Origin of the sequence: Myxococcus sp. CA056 (assembly GCF_013336715.1) — a bacterium.
Taxonomy (GTDB): Bacteria; Myxococcota; Myxococcia; order Myxococcales; family Myxococcaceae; genus Myxococcus; species Myxococcus llanfairpwllgwyngyllgogerychwyrndrobwllllantysiliogogogochensis.
The window spans coordinates 107,847-128,146 of record NZ_JABUMT010000016.1 but is presented as its reverse complement, the minus strand read 5'-3'; the positions used below and the strand labels follow the sequence as shown (position 1 = coordinate 128,146).

The window sequence follows — 20,300 nt, the reverse complement described above, 5'->3', positions numbered from 1 at the left end:
CTCAGTGCGTCGACGAGGCCGCGCTCAGCCCGGCTCGCAGCGACGGCATGGCGCCATCCCGCCCGGGCCGCTGGCCCTGGATCCCCAGGCCGTTGCGCGCCACCCACGCCCCCTCCTTCAGGAAGTCCGGCGTGGCATCCGCATCCAAGGGCCCCACCTCCAGCAACCGTCCGCCCCCCTCCAGCCCCAGCTCCGGATACAGCGCGCTCCACGGCACCACCGCCCGCGCCCCCGTCCCACCGCGCCGGCTGCGCACCACCTCCACCGACCACCCCTCCCCATCCCCCGACTCCGTCCGCAGCCGAGTCATTCCATCCGCCGGCGCGTCCGGCGAGGTGAGCAGCAACAACAGCCCGCCCCCCCGCTCCGCCGCGTCCGCCAGCTTGCGCGCCTCCGCGAGCCCCACCCGAGGAGACCGCCCCACCATCCCCACCCCTCGCGTCAGGTCCAGCACCACGCAGGCGAAGGCCCCACTCCGGGCGAGCTGCACCGCCGCCCATACCCGCTGCTCGGGCGCCTTGGGACGAACGATGAGCAGCCGCTCCAGGTCCACGCCCTGCGCCGCGGCCGCCGGGGGATAGAGCTCACGCGGCCCATCCACCCACGCGCACAGCCGCTCCTCCCGGTGCGCCGCCGCCACCGCGCTCAGCGCCAGACTGGTCCGCCCGGAGGCCGCCTCTCCGCACAGCTCCACCGCCTGTCCCAGCGGGAAGCCGCCCGAGGGCAGCAGCGCGTCCACCGCCTCCATCCCCGTGCGAAGGACGGACAGGTAACGCCGGGGCGCCGCCTGCAACTGGCGGATCCGCTCCCGGAGCTGGTCCACGACCGAGCCCGCCGAGCCCGCCGGGCCCACCCGCTGCTCCAAAGCCGCGCCCATCTCGCCTCCTCGCCGGAACCCGGCACACCGAACGTCCGACTGGACGGCAGTTCAGTATGCTCACGGGTCTGACGTGCGCCCGCCCAGGACGCACGGCGATGGGTGAGGCGACACGACGCACCGGCTCGGATCCACTGGCCCGAGGCCAGGGATCTCAAGCCCCTGCACGTCCTAGCCGGCGCAGATGACCTTCACTTCCACCTTCTCGTCATCCGCCCGGCGCAGGCAGCTGCCGCCGAAGTAGATGCGCGCGGGGCGCTCCTCGCCGGACGGCTCGTACGTCAGGTCGCCCGCGGCCACCGAGCACCGCTCCACCGTGCCCCCGGCGCGCGTCAGCTCCACCTGCGCCAGCCGCGGATCCGGCAGGTTCACCACGTCCAGGCTCTGCGCCACCGCGGCCAGCTCGGCGATGCCCAGCAGCGTGTCCCGGTAGCTCGCCCGGCAGATGGAATCCAGGTTGTCGAACTTCGTGTCGAACTTCTCCGACATCGCCCGGTGCCGATGCCCGGGCCCGTACGACGTGGGGCAGTCCACGTTGCGCACGTACGTGCCCTGCGGCGTGACGTCGAGCACCAGCTCCGCCCGCTTGTCGCTCAACGCCACCGGTCCCACCGTGGCCCAGAGCACCTCGCGGCGCCCTCCCTTCGAGTCCCGCAGGGAGCTGAAGAACTCGAAGTACTCGTCCACCGACGTCAGCAGCGCCGCGTTCTCGCTGCACTTGTCCACCGACGTGTCATCCGGGACGGTGACCGGAGGCGGACGCAACTTGGAGCTGCAGTCCTCCTCGTCCGTCACCACGACCACCAGCAGCCGAGCCCCGTCCCGAAGGAAGCCGCCGTTGCCTCCCTCGCCGATGGAGGTGTTGGCCAGGGGCTCGGAGACCGCCAGGCGCACGGCCTCGAAGGGGGACTCCTGCCCGCTGCCCGCCGTGCCCTGCTGCACCAGCCGACGGAAGCGCTCCAGCAGGTGCTCGTCCGTGCTCTCGATGTAGCGCGCGTCCGAGGGCTGTCCATCCGCCTCCGGAACAGCCTGGAGATGTCCCGACTCGGCGGGGTATTCGCGGTATTGCTCCACACCCTGGAAGAGGATCCGCCGGTAGACGGACGTGGTGATCACCCCCACGCGGAAGTCCTGCGTCACGCCGCCGCCCTCCTGGAGGGCCTTGATGAACGCGGGCAGCTCGGTGGCGATGCCGGCCTGCTCCTCGGCCATGGAGGCCGAGTTGTCGATGACGAAGAGGATGTCCGTCTTCTGCGGAGCCACCACCGGGGACTCGCTCTGACACTTGCCCGGAAGGGTGGATCCCGCCTCGTCGACAGGCGACGTACAGGACGCCACCCAGAGGGCCGGCAAGAGGAGCAGGGGGGCACAGGGCTTCAACTTCATGGCGGCCTCCTAGGAGGCGGCGCGCCCAGGCGGCGCGACGCATCAGGGCTGGGGGGGCGAGCATGCCCCACCCCAGGCCCGGACGCGAGACAAGGTGCAGCGTCTGGCATCCGACTTGGACGTGGAAAATCGCACACGGCGTTTGCCATGGGCGTTTTGGTTGTTACGTTGGTTCATCTGCCGCAAGAAACCGACAGATGTTCACCGGCTCGGCCGCTCGCACGGCCGGGCTTGAAGACGAAGGAAGAGGCCGAACTTCATGTCCGATGAGAAGAAGAAGGGCACCGCCGCGAGCGCCATGCCCACCGCGATGGCCCCTCCCGGGCTCATCAACAAGGAAGACATCCCGCAGGTGCTCCCCATCCTGCCCCTGCGCAACAGCGTCTTCTTCCCCGGCGGCGTGCTCCCGCTGGCCGTCGGCCGTCAGAAGACCATTGCCCTGATCAAGGACGCGGTACGCGACGACCAGGTCATCGGTGTCGTCACGCAGCGCCGCGCCGAAGAAGAGGATCCGGGCGCCGCCGACCTCTACACCATGGGCACCGTCGCCCGCATCGTGAAGCTGCTCAAGATGGGCGAGGACAACTACTCGCTCGTGGTGCAGGGACTCGCCCGTTTCCGGGTGGTGGAGCTGGTCCAGGAAGCCCCCTACCTCAAGGCCCGCGTCGACGCGGTGGAGGACAAGACCTCCGCTGAAAACGTCGAGGTGGAGGCCCTGGGCATCAACCTCAAGAAGCTGGCGCGCGAGGTCATCGAGCTGATGCCCGAGCTGCCGGCCGCCGCCACCGAACTGGTGGAGAGCATCACCCACCCCGGCCACCTGGCGGACCTGATCGCCGCCAACGTGGACGTGCCTATCGAGGAGAAGCAGGCCGTCCTCGAGACGGTTGATCTCAAGGCGCGGATGAAGCTCGTGCTCGAGCTGCTCAACCGCAAGCGGGAGATCCTCAAGCTCTCCAACAAGATCGACTCCGCCGTGAAGGGCGAGATGTCGAAGACCCAGCGCGAGTACTACCTGCGCCAGCAGCTCAAGGCGATCAAGGAAGAGCTCGGGGAGATGGGTGAGGAGGAAGAGGAGCTCGACGAGCTCCAGGAGCGCCTGAAGAAGGCGGCCCTGCCTCCCGACGTGGAGAAGGTGGCGAACAAGGAGCTCAACCGCCTGAAGACCATTCCGGCGGCCTCCAGCGAGTACACCGTCGCGCGCACCTACCTGGATTGGATCGCCGACCTGCCGTGGTCGAAGATGTCCGAGGACAACCTCGACATCGAGAACGCCCGGCAGCAGCTGGACAAGGACCACTTCGGCATCAAGAAGGTCAAGAAGCGCATCCTGGAGTACCTGGCGGTGCGCAAGCTGAAGAACGACATGCGCGGGCCCATCCTGTGCCTCGTCGGTCCTCCGGGCGTCGGCAAGACGTCGCTGGGTCAGAGCGTGGCCAAGGCCACGGGCCGCAAGTTCGTGCGCCTGTCCCTGGGCGGCGTGCGTGACGAGGCGGAGATCCGCGGCCACCGGCGCACCTACGTCGGCGCGCTGCCCGGCCGCTTCATCCAGAGCATGAAGAAGGCCGGCACCAAGAACCCGGTCATGATGCTCGACGAAATCGACAAGCTCGGCGCGGACTTCCGCGGCGACCCGAGCGCGGCGCTGCTCGAGGTGCTGGATCCGGAGCAGAACAACACGTTCAGCGACCACTACCTCGACGTGCCGTTCGACCTGTCGAAGGTGATGTTCGTCGCCACGGCGAACCAGCTCGACCCCATCCCCGGTCCGCTCCGCGACCGCATGGAGATCATCGAGCTGTCCGGCTACACGTTCGAGGAGAAGCAGAGCATCGCGCGCATCCACCTGGTGCCCAAGCAGCTCAGGGAGCACGGCCTCAGCGCGGATCACATCGAGATCACCGACGAGGCGTTGCTGACGCTGACCACCTCGTACACCCGCGAGGCGGGCGTGCGTAACCTCGAGCGGCGCATCGCGGACATCTGCCGCGCGGTGGCGGTGGAGGTCGCTGGCGGGAAGATGGACAAGCAGACCATCGACTCCGAGCGCGTGAAGGAGGTCCTCGGGCCCGAGATGTTCTACTCGGAGGTCGCGGAGCGCACGGAGGTTCCGGGCGTGGCCACGGGCCTGGCCTGGACGGCGGCGGGTGGCGACCTGCTCTTCATCGAGGCGACCAAGATGGCGGGCAAGGGCGGCATGACGCTCACCGGCCAGTTGGGCGACGTGATGAAGGAGAGCGCGACGGCGGCGCTGAGCTACCTGCGCAGCAAGTCCGAGCAGTTGGGCATCAGCTCCAACTTCCTCGAGAAGACGGACCTGCACCTGCACTTCCCGGCGGGCTCCATCCCCAAGGATGGTCCTTCCGCGGGCGTCACCATCCTCACCGCGCTCACCAGCCTCCTGACGGGCATCCGGGTGCGGCACGACACGGCGATGACGGGCGAGGCCACGCTGCGTGGTCTGGTCCTGCCGGTGGGTGGCATCAAGGAGAAGGTGCTGGCGGCGCACCGGGCGGGCATCAAGCGGGTCATCCTGCCCGAGCGATGCCGCAAGGACCTGGTGGACGTGCCGGATCAGGCCAAGAACGAGCTGGAGTTCATCTTCGTCACGCAGATGGACGAAGTGCTCAAGGCCGCGCTGGAGACGTCGCCGTTCAAGTCGTCGGCGGGAACGCCGGGTGGCGAGCCGGGCAAGGAGCCGCTGCCTCCCCAGGCCGCGGATGCCAGCTCTCCCGAGGTCCGCGCTTAAGCGCGCAGGCCGCTGAGATGTGACACGGGCAGGTTCCTCTTCCGAGGGACCTGCCCGTTGTCTTTGCGGGGACCGACGTGACGCTCGGCGACGTCAGTGCCGCGTCGGAGGCGTGTCCTGCGCGTCGGGCCCGGAGAGCCGCTGGGCGAGCAGGCCGAGCAGCTCCTGGGTGGAGAGCCGGCCCGCGCCATCCTTGCCCTCGAGCACGTCCGCGACGAGCGCGCGCTTGTGCTCGTGCAGGGAGAGCATCTGCTCTTCAATCGTGCCGCGCGCCACCAGTCGGTAGACGGTGACGGGACGCTCCTGACCGATGCGGTGCGCGCGGTCCGAGGCCTGGTCCTCCACGGCCGGGTTCCACCAGGGGTCCAGGTGGATGACGCTGTTCGCGGCGGTGAGGTTGAGGCCGAAGCCACCAGCCTTGAGGGAGATGAGGAACAGCGGCGCGGTGCCCTCCTGGAAGGCCTTCACCGCCTCCGCGCGGGCCCTGGGGGCCGTCTGCCCATCCAGGTATTCGTAGGTGATGCCCCGCGCGTCCAGCACCTCTCTCACCAGCGCCAGGTGCGAGGTGAACTGGCTGAAGACCAGCGCGCGGTGGCCCTCGGAGCGCAGCTCCTCGACGAGCTCCAGGAAGCGCTCCAGCTTGGAGGACTCCACGCGTGACGCGGCGTCATAGAGGCGCGGGTGCGAGGCCAACAGCCGCAGCCGGGTGAGGGCCGCGAGCACCTCGAAGCGCTGCTCGTGCTCGCGCTCACGCCGCTCGCGCATGACCTCCGGACGAGACTCCAGCGAGGAGATGGCCGCCAGTCGCGCGTCCTCGTACAGCGTCCACTCCGCCGAGGACAACACGACGGGCACACGCACGTCGGTGCGCGGGGGAAGCTGCGCCTCCACCTGGGCCTTGGTGCGGCGAAGCAGGAAGGGTTGCAGCACGCGAGCCAGCGCGGGGGCCGCCGTCGGGTCCACCCGTCGCTCGATGGGAATCGCGAACCGGGTGCGGAACGCCTCGTGACTGCCGAGCAGCCCCGGGAAGACGAGCGAGAACACGCTCCACAGCTCTCCCAGGTGGTTCTCCAGCGGGGTGCCGGAGAGGGCGAACTTGAAGTCTCCCTGGAGCGCCCTGGCGGCGCGGAAGCGATGCGTGCCGGCGTTCTTCAGTGCCTGGGCCTCGTCGAAGACGATGGTGGCGAAGCGCAGCTCGGACAGCCGGCCGATGTCGCGCGTCAGCAGGCCATAGCTGATGACGAGCACGTCCCGAGGCCCCAGCCGTTCGAGCAGACCGCCCCGGTCCGCCGCCTCGGAGAAGAGCCGCATCCGCAGCGAGGGCGCGAAGCGCTTCGCCTCGTCCATCCAGTTGAAGGCCACGGAGGTGGGCGCCAGCACCAGCGCGGGCCCCAGCTTGCCGCGCTCCAGCAGGACGGCCAGGGCCTGCACCGTCTTGCCCAGGCCCATGTCATCCGCCAGCACCGCGCCCGCGCCCCATGACGCCAGCCGCGTGAGCCAACGGAACCCCTCCGCCTGATAGTCGCGCAGCTCCGTCTTCAGCGTCGCGGGCACCTTCGGCTTCAACTCCTTCGCGGCGAAGATGCGCTGGACAAGGCCCTGCCAGGTCTTGTCCGCCTCCAGCTCGGCCCCCGCGCCACTCAGGGCGGACAGGGACTCCGCGGCGGCCGGGCCCACTTCCAGTCCGTGCCGCGACTGGTGGGCATGGTCCGCCAGTCGCTCCAGGTGCTGGCGCAGCGCCTCTTCGACCTCCACATAGGTCTGGTCCTTCACCAGGACGAAGCGCTCCTTGCGGCGCGCGGCATCGAGCAGCCGCGCCAGCTCCACGCGCTCCCCCTGCACAGCGAGCCCGCCGAGCATTCCGAACCAGTCCCGCTTGCGCTCGACGGAAATCTGGAGCGCGCTGGCTCCACGGTGGGCCGCGATTCGCAGCGGCGAGCCCAACCACTCCAGCTCCGGAGCAGGCTCCATCTCCTGACACGCGGCGAGCAGTGCGAGCGCGCCCTGCACTCCCGAGAACGAATAGGAGAAGGGCATCACCTGCGGCTCCGCGAGGCCGAAGGGCAGGCGCGTCTGGAGCGACTCGGCCAGCGCGAGTTCCTTCACGAAGTCGCGCACCGTGTGGACCGCGTCGTTGCCACGGCGCACGTAGACATCCCGGGGTCCCTCGCCAGGGATGAAGGAGGCGCTGTCCGGGAGGGCACGCACGCGCAGGTCCACGCGCACCGCGCCGCCCGGCTCGATTTCGAGCCGCAGCACCGGGAGCTGGAGCACGGGAACGCGCTCACCCATGACTCCGCGAGGCAGGGCCACGGGCAGGCGCACGGCCAGCTTCGCCAGCTTCTCCAGCAGCACGCCATGGCTCTCCGGCGGGAAGACGTTGCCGTGGCGCTGGAGCACCGTGACGAGCGCGCGGACCTCCGGGCCCACGTCCAGGAGCGTGAGCCGACGCGCGCCCTCGTCCCAGAGGAAGAGGGCCTCCTCGGGCTTCGACTTGCGCACGCGGTCCACCATCGACGCGGACAACGTCGCGCCCTCCACGCCCGCGGTGACGACGACCGCCCCACCCCGCTCCACCGCGACGATGCCCACCTTGGCGCGCTCGACCTGGACCAGCAGGTCCTGCGTCCCCTCCTGGTAGAGCCGGGGATGCTCCACCAACTCGACGAGCAGCGCGCGCGAGGCGGGCCCGTCGTTGTCCGGGAGCAAGGACGCAAGGCGCGCGTCGAGGGAGGACAACTGCGCGCCGTGCTCTTGTAGCAGCTTGCGCCGGCTCACCTTCGCCCCCGTCGAGCGCTGGCCCTTCTTGGTTCGCCGGTGCACGTACGGATGCACCTCCACGCCGTAGCCCTCGATGACGTCGACGCGCCAGGAGACCTCCACGCCCGAGCCGCTTCCGAGCCCCTCATCGAGCGCGCGCTCCAGCGCCCGGAGCGTGCGGTCCCACCCCGGCCGCACCAGCTCATCGAGCGTCTCGCCGAAACTCTCCGTCCAGGGTTGGCGCAGCCACAGCAGCACCGTGTCGATGGCCGCGAGCAGATGGACACAGGGCGGCGCGCCACAGGTGCAGTCGGCCTGCACGGAGGTGGGCGTGAAGGTCAGGCTCGCCTCGGGGAGGATGAACCCCATCTGCGCGCCGTAGGGCAGCTCCGAGCAGCGCGTCTCACGGAAGCGGAAGCCCGGGAGCTCGGGGTCGAGCTGGAGCGCGTCGCGACTCAGCGCGCTCGTGGGCCGCGGAGCGACGGTGCCGGGCGCGCGGGAGCGGAGGTCCAGCAGCAGGCCGTGGACCCGGTGCGTGCGAACATCCTGGGGCGGCGCGAGGCGCTCGGGGAGCGAGGCCCGGGTCTGCTCCGCGTTCCGCCGCTCCTCTTCCACGAAGCGCCATGCGAGCAGCGGGAGCAGCTCCTTCATCTTCGGAGATGGGAGGGACTCCTGGCTCCAGCGGGTCCGCGCCTCCTCGCTGAGCATCTCCACCAGGCGGCGGCGCGCGGTCGCTGGACGGGCCTGGGGCAACAGCGCGGCGTCCACCAGGGGCGTCAACACCGTGAGGCTCAAGCGGGACAGATGCTCGATGCCCTGCTCCCGCAACCAGGACCGCAGTGCGCCCTCCGTGGCGAAGTGTGGGACAGACGAGGGAACAGGCTGCGGGCGCTCCACGGACATGGCCCTTCGCTTCTTCGCGAAGCGGCGGGGAAACGCAAGCGCCACGGCGAGGCGGACGGGCAGGCAACCCTCCTTCCACGACTTCCGCTTTCCTGCCCTTCCACGGCACACTGCGGAACGACGCTCCCTTGCCAGGCGTCGCACCTGCCATGACCAAATCCGCTGGAGTGTGGGGACTGGGCTTCATCCTGCTCGCCGGGCCCGCGTGCCTGCGAGCCTCGACGGAGGCAAAACCGGCCCCCCTGCCCGTCGACCCGGCCGCGGTGAAGGAGTCGGTGGAGGGCAACCGCACCTCCCTTCCCACCGCGCCGGCCGAACCCAAGGGCGTGGTCGTCGAACCTCCCACGAAGCCACCGTCCGGAGAGCCCGAGGCCCTTCGCTCGTCACCGAAATGGCCTGCCTCCGGGGCGCCCCTGACGCTGGTGTCGGCACGCTTTCCCCAGGGCTTCGGCAAGCAGCGCGTGTACCTGGACGCGGGACATGGGGCGGAGGGGAACACCGGCACGCGGTCCGTCACCTGTGAGGACGAAGAGGTCTTCACGTTGCGCGTGGCGGAGGACCTGGCTCGACGCCTGGAGGCCACGGGGCGCTTCGACGTGCGCATCAGCCGCAAGTCGGGGCAGCGAGTCGCCTACGCGGACCGGCTCGCGGAGGCCGAGCGTTGGGGCGCGCACGTGCTGGTAAGTCTGCACTCGGACTCCCGGGGGACGGCGCACCCGTGGTCACCCACGGCGGGCCAGGAGTGCAACCGGCAAGATGAGACGCCAGGGTTCAGCGTGCTCTGGTCCGAGGAGGCCGAGCCTCCCCTCCAGGCACGACGGGCCACGCTGGCGCGGGCACTCGCCCGGAACCTGTCCCAGGTGGGATTCCTGCACTACGACGGCGTGGACTACACGGGGCTTTATGCCGCTGACTCCGCGCAGGCCGGGGTCTTCGTGGCGAGAGAGCCCACGCACCGACGAATCTTCGTGCTGCGCAAGCCGACCATCCCTTCCGTCATCATCGAGACGCACCATGCGCTCGACTTCGAGGAAGCCGCGCGGTGGCGTGAGGAGCGCACGCTGGAGGCCTTTGGCTCCGCGGTGACGCAAGGGCTCGTGGACGCCTTCACGCCATCTCTCGTCGCCGCGCCCCAGGCGAACAGCCGCTAGGTTCTGTCCCTTCGACTGTCGAGGAGGTCACTGAGTGGCCCGGTGGTGGGACGACGCTGCCACCACCAGTCACTTCCCGCTTCGACCGACCACCACCTGGAGAGAGCGCGCCCCGCATCATCGACCGTCGCTGCCCGGTACTTCTCATCGGCAGCGGCGACCAGGGACCTGAGCTTCTCCACGAGAGGAGCAGAGCATTCGCCCAGCAGTTGCTCCACGGCATCGCGCCGATACAGATACTCCGCGAACTCCTCCGCCAGGCTCTTGGTGTCGTCCACGTCCTCCGCGAATCGCAACCAGCTCGCCAGGAGGATTTCGAACGAAAGGCGCTTCCCCCTGGCGTGATGCCTGGCCGTCAGGTCATCCAGGACAGCCTGTTCTTCGGGGGTGAAGGGGGGGAGATAACTTCTCGTCTTGCGATATCTCCGCACAATGCCCGCTCGCGTGGGCGGGCTGAACGGAGATACAGCCCGACGCTCGATGGCTTGTCGGTACATCTCCCGCAGCGCGGCCATGTCGGGCGCGAGCTGGATGATTTGGTTCATGGCCTCATTGGCCACTTCCCACACGTCACCCACGCGCTTGCTTCGCAGCCTCCGGGTGAGCGGGGCTGGCCACATCGAGGCCAAGAAGTAGAGTTGGACCGGCCAGTCAGCGAGCTGAATGGTCAGCGAGGTGGGCTCTCGCCTCACTTCACGTCGGCCGATAGTGGAGGTCATGAAGACCCAGTTGTCGCCCTCCGCCAGAAGCAGTCTTTGCAGAGTCCTCCCCGTTGGTGCTTCATCTCTGGCGAGGTCGTAGTAGCCCCGAGAGAAGCGAATCCGATGTTCCCAGCGGGCAAGGCAGTCGAGGTGCAGCCGCGCGTCACTGAAGCGCGAGAGTTCATCGTCTTCAGGGAATGGGCAGACGGAGCCATCGATCTTCACTGAAAGACGATCCGGGTCCGTGCTCCCGCAGATGGCGCAGGCTCTCGTATCTCCTGATTCAGGTCGCATGGTTCACTCGCCGGTCACGATGGGGGGTCAGCGCAGCCAGGCGAAGGCACGCTCGAGCTGGGCCACCGCGTCGTCGAGGTAGCAGAGACCGTGCGCGAAGAGCACCCGCTGCGGCTGCCATCCAAGCATCCGCTGATAGCAGGCTCGTGCTTGAGGCTTTCGGCCGAAGGAGGTCGCCTGCACCTCGCGAGGCGTCTGTCCCGGCCACATCGTGCCTCCGAGGCTCAGCACCCACCGGAAACGCGCCTGGACGCGCTCGGGTTCGAGCGCCATGACCATGTCCGCGAGGATCAACGTCGCTGAGTCCTTGTGGAAGAACACGACCTCTTCGACGAAGCGACTCCCTCGGAAGATGAGCTGTTCGAAGTCATTCGCCCAGACCTCGGGGGCGCCATCCTGGAGGTCGGCGTCGAACGGAACATCGAGCTTCTGCGAGCGTGCACGCTCACGAACTCCCGGCGAGGCCCAGACCGTCGCGTGCGGGTAGCGCGCCTTCCAGGCTGGGATGGCCGCGTAGTGGAACCGGTTCGGCGACACGAGGTGCTCGACACGGCCGAGCGCATCGACCTCCGCGAACAGCTCGGGCGTGGGCGCCGTGGGAGACCAGAGCCACAAGCCCCCCGAGCGCAGCCGGATGATGACCATGCGCGTGGGGAATGGCAGCGTCACCGGGCCAACACTCATCTTCGCGACGGGCCCGTCCACCCACCAGAGGCCCTCGGCGAGCGGCTTGAGCGTCGAGAGTGGACCATAGGGACGTATCCCATCGGTCCACTCGCTGAGTTCGTGGGCGCTCTCGCGGTTTCCAGTCGTCATGGCCCTGTCATAACAACTCCGGGACGACGTGCACTTCGACTATGTGCCCGCGTCCCGGTCCTCGTCAGCCTCTTCGTCCCCGAGGATGCGCGCCAGTCGCGAGGCCAGTGCATGGACGTACGGCGCTCGCAGCATGCTGTAATGGTCACCGGCGACGTCCTCCAGCTTGAGCTGTCCCGGTGGGACCCAGCGCGACCACCCATGGCTCGCGTCCACGGCCCGCTCGCGCCTCGCGTCCTTCGCGCGGAGAAGCAGCATGGGCCCGGCGTAGGGTCCTGGACGATACGTGGACAGTGCTCGGAGGTTTGCTCGCGTCACGTCTCGCCAGGCTCGAAGGTCGGTGTCCCGGACCTCGGGAGGCAGCCAGACGGCGACACGTGCATGTTCGGCGAATCGGGCGAGCTGCCCGTCTTCCGTAAGGCCCATGAGCAACTCCGGACGCAGCGTCGATTCCGACCCCGCCGCACGCGCCAGATCCATCGCCATGCCCGTGAGCAACAGCGCGTCCTCGGGCACGGTCATGAGGGATTCGTCCCCTGGAGCGAAGCTGTCGAGGAGCACGAGTTGTTCCACCCGCTGCCCCTGTCGCTCCAGTTCACGCGCCATCTCGAAAGCGACGACGCCACCCATGGACCAGCCGCCCAGGATGTAGGGACCCTCCGGCTGCACAGCGCGCATGGATGCGATGTAGCGACGAGCCAACGCTTCCACCTGCTCCAACGGCGCCTCGTCTCCGTCCAGCCCAGGCGCCTGGAGCCCGTAGAAGGGCCGCTCCGTTCCCAGCGTGCGCGCGAACAGCCGGTAGGGGCCCACCGCGCCCCCCACCGCGTGAACGAAGAACACCGGCGTGCCCGAGCCATCCGCCTGCAACGTCACGCAGTCTCTGACCGAGCCACCCGCGCGAGTCCCTTCCACCCAGGACGCGAGCTGTTCCACCGTGGGTGCCTCGAAGAGCGCGCGCAATGGGACGTCCACACCGGTCCGCGCGCGCACCCTCGCGACCACCTGCGTCGCCAGCAGTGAGTGCCCGCCCAGTTCGAAGAAGTCGTCGTGGATGCCGACCTTCTCGACGCCGAGGACCTCGCTCCAGAGGGCGGCGAGCTGCTGCTCCGTGTCATTGCGCGGCGCCTCGTACCGGTCCTGCACGGCTCGGGTGGTATCCGGCACGGGCAGCGCACGGCGATCCACCTTGCCGTTGGCGGTGAGCGGCAGGGCTGCCATCACCACGAACGCGGAAGGGACCATGTACTTGGGGATGCGCTCCTGGAGGAAACCACGCAGGGCGAGGGGCTCGGGCCCCGCCCCCTGGCGTGGCACGACGTAGGCCACCAGTCGCTTGTCGCCGGGGACATCCTCGCGCACCAGGGCCACGGCCTCGCGCACCTCCGGGTTCTGGTGCAGCGCGGACTCCACCTCGCCCAGCTCAATGCGCAGGCCTCGGAGCTTCACCTGGTCGTCGGCGCGGCCGACGAAGGCGAGCTGCCCATCCGCCCGCCAGCGCACCACGTCGCCGGTGCGGTAGAGACGCGCGCCGGGCTCGGTGCTGAACGGGTGCGGGATGAAGCTCTCCGCCGTCAGCTCCGGACGGCCGAGGTAGCCGCGCGCGAGCTGCACCCCGCCGATGAACAGCTCACCGGGCAGGCCCACGGGCACGGGCTCCAGGCGCTCGTCGAGGACGTACACCCGCACATTCGTCAGGGGGCGGCCAATGGGCGGCGGCTGTCCCTCTTGCGGCGCGCACTCGCGGAGCGTCGCCACCACCGTGGCCTCAGTGGGGCCGTAGGTGTTGAGGAAGGTCCGGCCCGGAGCCCAGCGCGACACGAGCTCGGCCGAGCAGGCCTCGCCGCCAGAGATGACCGTGCGCAGCGCCGGCAGCTCTTCAGCGGCGGTCGCCGCCAGCACCGCGGGGGTGAGGCTGAGGACGGAGATGGACGAGCGCCGCAGCAGCTCGTGCAGCGCCGGCCCTGGCATGGCCTGCTCGGTGGTGAGGACATGCAGGGTTCCGCCCGCGGTCAGCGTGCTGAAGATCTCCTCGACGGAGAGGTCGAAGCTGGGGTTGGCGAATTGGAGGACCTGGCTGGACGGCCCCAGGGCATACGCCTGCTTCTCCCAGTGGACGAGGTTGCAGACGGCGCGGTGGGTGACGAGCACGCCCTTGGGCTGGCCGGTGGAGCCCGAGGTGTAGATGACGTAGGCGAGGTTCTCCGCCATCACGCCGGAGACGGGAGCGTCCTCTCGCTGGCTGGAGAGCTCGGCCGTGTCGACGCACACGGTGGCGCCGGAGAAGGCAGGCAGGCGTGCCGCGAACGGCTGCTGGGTGAGGAGCACGGTGGCCCCGCAGTCCTGGAGCATGAAGGCCAGACGCACGGGAGGCTGCATCGTGTCGAGTGGCACGTAGGCGCCGCCGGCCTTGAGGACGCCGAGCATGCTCACGATCAGCTCCGGCGAGCGCTCCATGCACAGGGCGACGCGGACCTCCGGGCCCACGCCCAGGGAGCGCAGGTGCCAGGCGAGCTGATTGGCGCGGCGCTCCAGCTCGCGGTAGGTGAGCGCGCCGGAGCTGGACTCGATGGCCGCCGAGTCGAGGTCGCGCGAGGCCGGGATGACCAGTTCGTGGAGGCAGGCCTGATGCGGGAAGGCGGCCTGGGTGCCACTCCACCGCGACAGCAGTTGCTCGCGCTCCTCGCCAGGCAACAGCGAGCAGGTGGCGAGCGGCGCATCCGGGCGGGCCAGCACGGCCGAGATCAGCACCTCCAGGTGCCGCATCATTCGCTCGGCCGTGGAGGCGTCGAACAGGTCCGTATTGTACTCGAGCCGTCCCTCCAGGCTCCCGTCCTCGACGAAGCCCATATCGAGGATGAGCTCGAACTTGGCGTTGCCAGGGTTGAGGGCAAGGGGCGACAGCTCCAGGCCCGCGTGCGAGCGCCGCGACTCGCCCAGGGCATGCAGTTCGAACATGACCTGGAAGAGCGGTGAGCGGCTCAAGTTGCGCTCGGGCTGGAGCTCCTCGACGAGCTTCTCGAAGGGGATGTCCTGGTGCTCGTAGGCAGCCAGGGTGTTCTTGCGCACCTGGGCGAGCAGCTCGCGGAAGGTGGCACGGGAGTCGATGCGGGCGCGGAGGACGAGCGTATTGACGAAGAAGCCGATGAGCCCTTCGAGCTCCGCGAAGCGGCGGCCGGCGATGGGCGAACCCACGCAGACATCGTCCTGGCCGGAGTAGCGGGCCAGCAGCAACTGCCAGATGGCCAGCATGCCCATGAAGGGCGTGAGTCCCTCCTGCTGGCAGAGAGCACGCAGCGCCTCGGTGGACTCGCGACGGATGCGGATGGGAACGGCGGCCGCGCGTGCGGAACCATTCGAGGAGCGAGGCCTGTCAGTGGGCAGCTCCAGGGCCTGGGCGGCCCCTGCCATTTCCTGGCGCCACCAGGACAGCTGCTTCTCCAGGGCGTCGCCCTGCAGCCAGCCGCGCTGCCAGGCCGCGTAGTCCGCGTACTGCACCGGCAACTCGCCCAGCGGTGACGGCTTCCCCGCCGCATACGCCTCGTAGAGCGCCACCACCTCCCTCACCAGCACCGCTGTCGACCACCCGTCCGACACGATGTGGTGCAGCACCACCACCAACACATGCGACTCCGCTGACAACCTCACCAGCGTCACTCGCAGCAGCGGCCCACTCTTCAGGTCGAAGGGCCTTGCGACTTCTTCACCCACCCAGCGCAGCACCGTGGCTTCATCCTCGGGCAGTTCGACTCGCTGAAGCTGGAACGCCGTCGGAGGCTGGATGACCTGGACGGGGACACCTCCTTCATCAGGGAAGCAGGTGCGCAAGCTCTCGTGACGACGCACCACTTCCGCGAAGGCTCGCTCCAGCGCATCCACATCGAGCGGCCCATCCAACCGGAGTGCCGTCGGAACGTTATACGCAACGCTCCCCGGTTCAAGCCGATCCAGGAACCACAGTCGCTGCTGCGCGAAGGACAACGGCAGCGCGCTCTTCCGAGGCGAAGGTCGCAGCGCGGGCAACGAGACGGCTCGCGCGACCTGGTCCACCTTCCTCGCCAACGCCTCCAGCGTGGGCGCCTCGAAGAGCGCTCGCAGGGGGACTTCCACTCCCAGCGATGCACGCAGACGAGCCACCACTCGCGTCGCGACGAGCGAATGTCCACCCAAGGCGAAGAAGTCATCGTGTCGACCCACCCGCTCGACTCGCAAGACCTCTGCCCAGATGGAAGCCAGCGCCTCCTCCATCGGCGTGGCGGGCGGAACATGCGCGGCTCCCGACACCACGGCTCCGGACTCGGGCACTGGCAGCGCTCGACGATCCAACTTTCCGTTCGGCGTCAGCGGCAACACGTCCAGCCACATGAAGGCCGAGGGCACCATGTGCGCCGGCAGACGCTCCTGGAGGAACCCTCGCAAGGCCCCCACCTCCGCCGCCTGCCCCGAACCCGCGAGGACGTACGCGACCAGGCGCTGGTCTCCAGGCGTGTCCTCACGGGCCACCACCACCGCATCCTTCACCGAGGGATGCTCGCGCAGGACCGCTGCCACTTCTCCCGGCTCCACTCGGAAGCCGCGCACCTTCACCTGGAAGTCAGAGCGGCCGAGGAACTCCACCCGCCCATCCGCGAGCCACCGCACGCGATCCCCCGTGCGGTACATCCGCGCTCCCGGCACGGCACTGAACGGGTCTGGACCAAACCGTTCCGCCGTCAGCTCGGCGCGCGACAGGTAGCCACGAGCGACTTGCGCACCTCCGATGAACAGCTCGCCCGGAACACCGACTGGCACCGGCCGAAGCTCGTCATCGAGCACATACACCCGCGCATTCGCCAGGGGTCGACCCAAGGGCACCGTAACCCGTCGTGTCGACGGACCCGCATCCGCACGAGCGGGCGTCGAGTGAGGCGCAATAATCGCCTCGCCCGTATCAACCCCACCCGCGAGCACCCCCACCGTCGTCTCCGTGGGGCCGTAGTGGTTGAACACCTCGCACTCCGGGGCCAGGGCACGCACCTGCTCCAGCAACGCCCAGGTGGAGGACTCGCCTCCCAGCACCAGTCGTTTGCGCGGAAGCACCCGAGCCGGAGCTGGCGCAGTCAACAGTGCGGAGAGATGCGCGGGGACGATCTTCACGCAGTCCACGCCGTGACGCTGGAAGTACTCCGCGACTCCCACGGGATTCCCCGCGCGCTCCGCGGTGAGCACATGCAGCACACCACCCGTGCACAGCGCGGGGAACAACACCGTGTTCCCCAGGTCCGCGCCGAATGTGGACACCAGCGCGAAGCTGGAGCACTCGCTCAACTTCAACCGCTCCGTCGCGGCCTGGACGTAGTTGACGAGCGCGCCATGCGACACGGCCACGCCCTTCGGACGCCCGGTGCTCCCCGACGTGAACAACACGTACGCCAGACTCTCCGACGCACCTCGATGGTCCGGAGCATCTACTCGCTGTTGAGCGAGCTGTTGGGCCTCGGTGTCCAGTTGCACTCGCCGCGCCCCACAGGCCTGGAACAAGGCCGCGTGACGTGACTCCGTCACCACCACGGGCGCGGCGACCTCTTCCACCATCAGGCACAGGCGAGAGGCGGGCTGCGACGGCTCCAGCGGCACATATGCGCCACCCGCCTTCAGGACACCCAGCAACGCGACCACCAGCTCCGCGCTTCGCTCCAGGCACAGCGCCACCGGGACGTCCGGTCCCACGCCCAAAGCTCGCAGATGATGCGCGAGCTGATTCGCCCGAGCATCGAGCTGCCGATACGAGAGCACCGTCTCCTCGCAGCGCACAGCCGGCGCGTCCGGTGTGCGAGCCACCTGTCGTTCGATGAGCTGGTGCAGCAGCGCGGACTCGAACGGGGCATCAGCGGTCGCGGTGGACCAGGACTCCAGGACGTGTCGACGCTCGGAGGCCGTCATCAGCGGGAGCGCGGCGAGGCGCTGCTCCGGGTTCGCGGTGATGGACTCCAGCAAGACCTGGAGGTGGGAGACCATCCGAACCGCCGTGGACGCCAGGAACAGGTCCGAGTTGAACAGCAGCGTCCCCGCGAAACCCTCGGCCGACTCACTCAGGTTCAACGACAGCTCGAAGCGCGCGGACTCCGTGCCCTCGGTCGGCACCGGCTTCAACGACAGCGCGGGCAACTCCAGGGCCTCCACCGGCGCGTTCTGCAGGACGAAGAGGACCTGGAACAGCGCGGTGCGACTCAGGTCGCGCACGGGATGGAGCGCTTCCACCAGCTTCTCGAACGGAAGGTCCTGGTGCTCGTAGGCGCCCAGCGTGGTCTCCCGCACCTGGGCCAGCAGCTCACGGAACGTGTCCCGAGGCCGTGCCTGGGCTCGCAGGACCAGCGTGTTGACGAAGAAGCCGATGAGGCCCTCGGTCTCCGCGTACCTCCGGCCCGCGATGGGCGAACCCACGCTCACGTCTTCCTGACCCGAATAGCGCGCCAGCAACACCTGGAACGCCGCGAGCAACACCATGAAAGGCGTGGCCCCCTCGGCGCGGGCCAGTGCTCCGATGGCGTCGCTCAGCTCCCTCGAAAGTCGCACCGGCACCGTGGCGCCCCGGTGCGACAGAATCGCGGGCCTTGGACCATCCGTGGGCAGCTCCAGGTGGGGAGGTGCTCCCGCCAGGCGCTTGCGCCAGCCGTCGAGCTGCGCTTCCAGTCGCTCACCCCTCAGCCACTCGCGCTGCCAGCGTGCGTAGTCCGCGTACTGCACCGGGAGCGCGGCGAGCGGTGAAACACGGCCCTCCGAGAAGGTGACATAGAGCGTGCTCAGCTCGCGCACCAACACGCCGAGGGACCAGCCATCCGCGATGATGTGGTGCATCACCAGCGAGAGCACATGCACCTCGGGCTCCAGCCGCGACAACGTGGCTCGCACGAGCCACTTCTGTCCCAGGTCGAACGGACGCAGCGAGTCCTCGACAGCTCGACGACGAACCTCTGCCTCTCGCTCCAGCTCAGTCAGTTGACCGAGGTCTTCCACCGCGAGCGGGAAGTCCGTGGGAGGGTGGACGACCTGAACGGGCTCGCCCTCATGCAGGGCGAAGGTGGTGCGCAGCGCCTCATGCCGCGCCACCAGCGCGGAGAACGCTCGCTGGAGGGCATCGAGGTTCAGCGCACCTTCCACTCGAAGGTGGATGGGGATGTTGTAGGCCGCGCTGCCCGGAGAGAGCTGGTCGAAGAACCACAGTCGATGCTGCGCGAAGGACAACGGCGGCATCCCCGTGCGCGGCAGCGCGACCAAGGGAAACGCCTCGGACGACGGACCTGCTTCGCGCGAGGAGTCGATGCGCGCGGCCAGGGCTTCGAGCGTAGGTGCTTCAAAGAGCGTGCGCAGCGGGAGGTCCACGCCGGTCAGCGCGCGCACTCTCGCCACCACCTGCGTCGCCAGCAGCGAGTGCCCGCCCAGCTCGAAGAAGTCGTCCTTCCTCCCCACTCGCTTCGCGCCCAGCACCTCCGCGAAGACTTCCGCCAGCTTCGCTTCCATCCCTTCTCGCGGCGCCTCGTACTCCTCCACGGCCTGCGTCACGTCCTCCGGTGCTGGCAACGCCCCGCGGTCCACCTTCCCATTCGCCGTCAGCGGCAGCGCCTCCAGTACCACCACCACCGTCGGCACCAGGTACTCCGGCAGCTTCCTCCGCAGCCCTTCCTTCACCACGCTGGCGTCCAACCCCGTCCCCACCACGTACCCCACCAGCTTCTTGTCCCCCCGCTCCTCCCTCACCACCGCCACGGCTTCCTTCACCCCCGCCTGCTGCTTCAGCCCCTCCTCCACCTCCCCCAACTCAATCCGGTATCCCCTCACCTTCACCTGACTGTCTCGACGGCCCAGGAACTCCAGCACCCCGTCCCCCCGCCACCTCACCACGTCCCCCGTCCGGTACAGCCGCTCGCCTTCTCCAAATGGGCTTGGCACGAAGCGCTCCGCTGTCCAGTCGGGACGCCCCACGTACCCCTGCGCCAGCCCCTCTCCTCCCGCGTACAGCTCTCCCGGCACTCCCACCGCCACCGGATTCATTCGCGCGTCCAGCACGTACACCTCTGTGCCTTCCACGGGCTTCCCAATCGGAATGCCTCGCGCTCCTGCCGCGGCCTCTCCCTCCATCCGGTACGCCGTCGTGAAGGTCGTGTTCTCCGTCGGCCCATACCCGTTGATGAGCGTGCCTCCCTGCCGCAGTCGCTCTCGGACTCGCTGCGCCGGCAGCACGTCTCCTCCCGCCAGCACCTGACGCACGCCCTTCAGCGCTTCCGGCTGGTACGCCTGCATCTGCTCGAAGAGCGCCGCCGTCAGCCACAACGACGTCACTCCACTCTTCGTCAGCTCGCGGCCCACTTCCTCCAGCGACACTTCCTTCGCCGGGTACACCACCAACTTCGCCCCGTGCAGCAACGCGCCCCATACCTCCAACGTCGACGCGTCGAACGACACGGGCGCCAGTTGCAACCACACTTCGTCCGCGCCGAAGCGCGCGTAGCTGGCTCCCTGCACCAGCCTGGCCACTGCCCTCTGCGGCACTCCCACGCCCTTCGGCGTCCCCGTGCTTCCCGACGTGTACATCACATACGCCAGGTTGCCTCCGCTGCCTCGGAGACTCGGGTTGCTTCGCGGCTGGCGCGCAATCGTGGAGCCCTCTCCGTCCACGCTCACCA

Annotated in this window: 8 protein-coding genes (1 of these 8 only partly in view); 2 read left to right on the top strand and 6 right to left on the bottom strand. The window is 68.9% G+C overall.

Annotation, left to right across the window (positions count from 1 at the left end; translation table 11 throughout):
- Window position 1: 1 nt before the first annotated feature.
- Both HUA76_RS38185 and HUA76_RS38180 read right to left on the bottom strand, forming a co-directional pair.
- Complete coding sequence (locus HUA76_RS38185; RefSeq protein WP_174463664.1) at window positions 2-877, bottom strand: ImuA family protein; 876 nt, start codon at window positions 875-877, stop codon at window positions 2-4.
- Window positions 878-1,048: 171 nt separating this feature from the next.
- Window positions 1,049-2,263, bottom strand: coding sequence for a vWA domain-containing protein (locus HUA76_RS38180; protein WP_174463663.1), 1,215 nt, complete (start codon window positions 2,261-2,263; stop codon window positions 1,049-1,051).
- Window positions 2,264-2,522: 259 nt separating this feature from the next.
- On the opposite strand from HUA76_RS38180, the gene lon reads away from it, so the two are divergent.
- On the top strand, window positions 2,523-5,012 hold the full coding sequence (lon, locus tag HUA76_RS38175; protein WP_141647087.1) for an endopeptidase La: 2,490 nt from the start codon (window positions 2,523-2,525) through the stop codon (window positions 5,010-5,012).
- Between the two features lie 93 nt (window positions 5,013-5,105).
- Here lon and HUA76_RS38170 read toward each other — a convergent pair whose 3' ends face one another.
- Complete coding sequence (locus tag HUA76_RS38170) at window positions 5,106-8,675, bottom strand: DEAD/DEAH box helicase (RefSeq protein ID WP_174463662.1); 3,570 nt, start codon at window positions 8,673-8,675, stop codon at window positions 5,106-5,108.
- Window positions 8,676-8,824: 149 nt separating this feature from the next.
- Here HUA76_RS38170 and HUA76_RS38165 point away from each other — a divergent pair, with 149 nt between their 5' ends.
- Window positions 8,825-9,826 (top strand): N-acetylmuramoyl-L-alanine amidase, encoded by a 1,002-nt coding sequence (locus tag HUA76_RS38165; protein ID WP_174463661.1) that lies wholly within the window; start codon window positions 8,825-8,827, stop codon window positions 9,824-9,826.
- Here the strand turns inward: HUA76_RS38165 and HUA76_RS38160 are convergent.
- The 3 genes from HUA76_RS38160 to HUA76_RS38150 all read right to left on the bottom strand — a co-directional run.
- Window positions 9,823-10,752: a hypothetical protein gene (locus HUA76_RS38160; RefSeq protein WP_174463660.1), complete on the bottom strand. Its 930-nt coding sequence runs from the start codon at window positions 10,750-10,752 to the stop codon at window positions 9,823-9,825. The genes HUA76_RS38165 and HUA76_RS38160 overlap by 4 nt on opposite strands.
- 96 nt (window positions 10,753-10,848) lie before the next feature.
- Entirely contained in the window at window positions 10,849-11,637 is a 789-nt protein-coding gene (locus HUA76_RS38155) for a DUF4336 domain-containing protein (RefSeq protein WP_174456587.1), read from the bottom strand.
- A 39-nt stretch (window positions 11,638-11,676) separates the two neighbouring features.
- A protein-coding gene (locus tag HUA76_RS38150; protein ID WP_174463659.1) for a non-ribosomal peptide synthase/polyketide synthase crosses the window boundary here: on the bottom strand, window positions 11,677-20,300 show its 3' end. Its footprint extends 9,532 nt past the window's final position; only the last 8,624 of its 18,156 coding nucleotides appear in the window; its start codon lies off the right edge, out of view; the stop codon is at window positions 11,677-11,679.

Coding starts and splice junctions, on each gene's coding strand:
- HUA76_RS38155 (WP_174456587.1), bottom strand. CDS start 11,637: ATGACGACTGGAAACCGCGAGAGCGCCCACGAACTCAGCGAGTGGACC.
- HUA76_RS38180 (WP_174463663.1), bottom strand. CDS start 2,263: ATGAAGTTGAAGCCCTGTGCCCCCCTGCTCCTCTTGCCGGCCCTCTGG.
- HUA76_RS38165 (WP_174463661.1), top strand. CDS start 8,825: ATGACCAAATCCGCTGGAGTGTGGGGACTGGGCTTCATCCTGCTCGCC.
- HUA76_RS38185 (WP_174463664.1), bottom strand. CDS start 877: ATGGGCGCGGCTTTGGAGCAGCGGGTGGGCCCGGCGGGCTCGGCGGGC.
- HUA76_RS38170 (WP_174463662.1), bottom strand. CDS start 8,675: ATGTCCGTGGAGCGCCCGCAGCCTGTTCCCTCGTCTGTCCCACACTTC.
- lon (WP_141647087.1), top strand. CDS start 2,523: ATGTCCGATGAGAAGAAGAAGGGCACCGCCGCGAGCGCCATGCCCACC.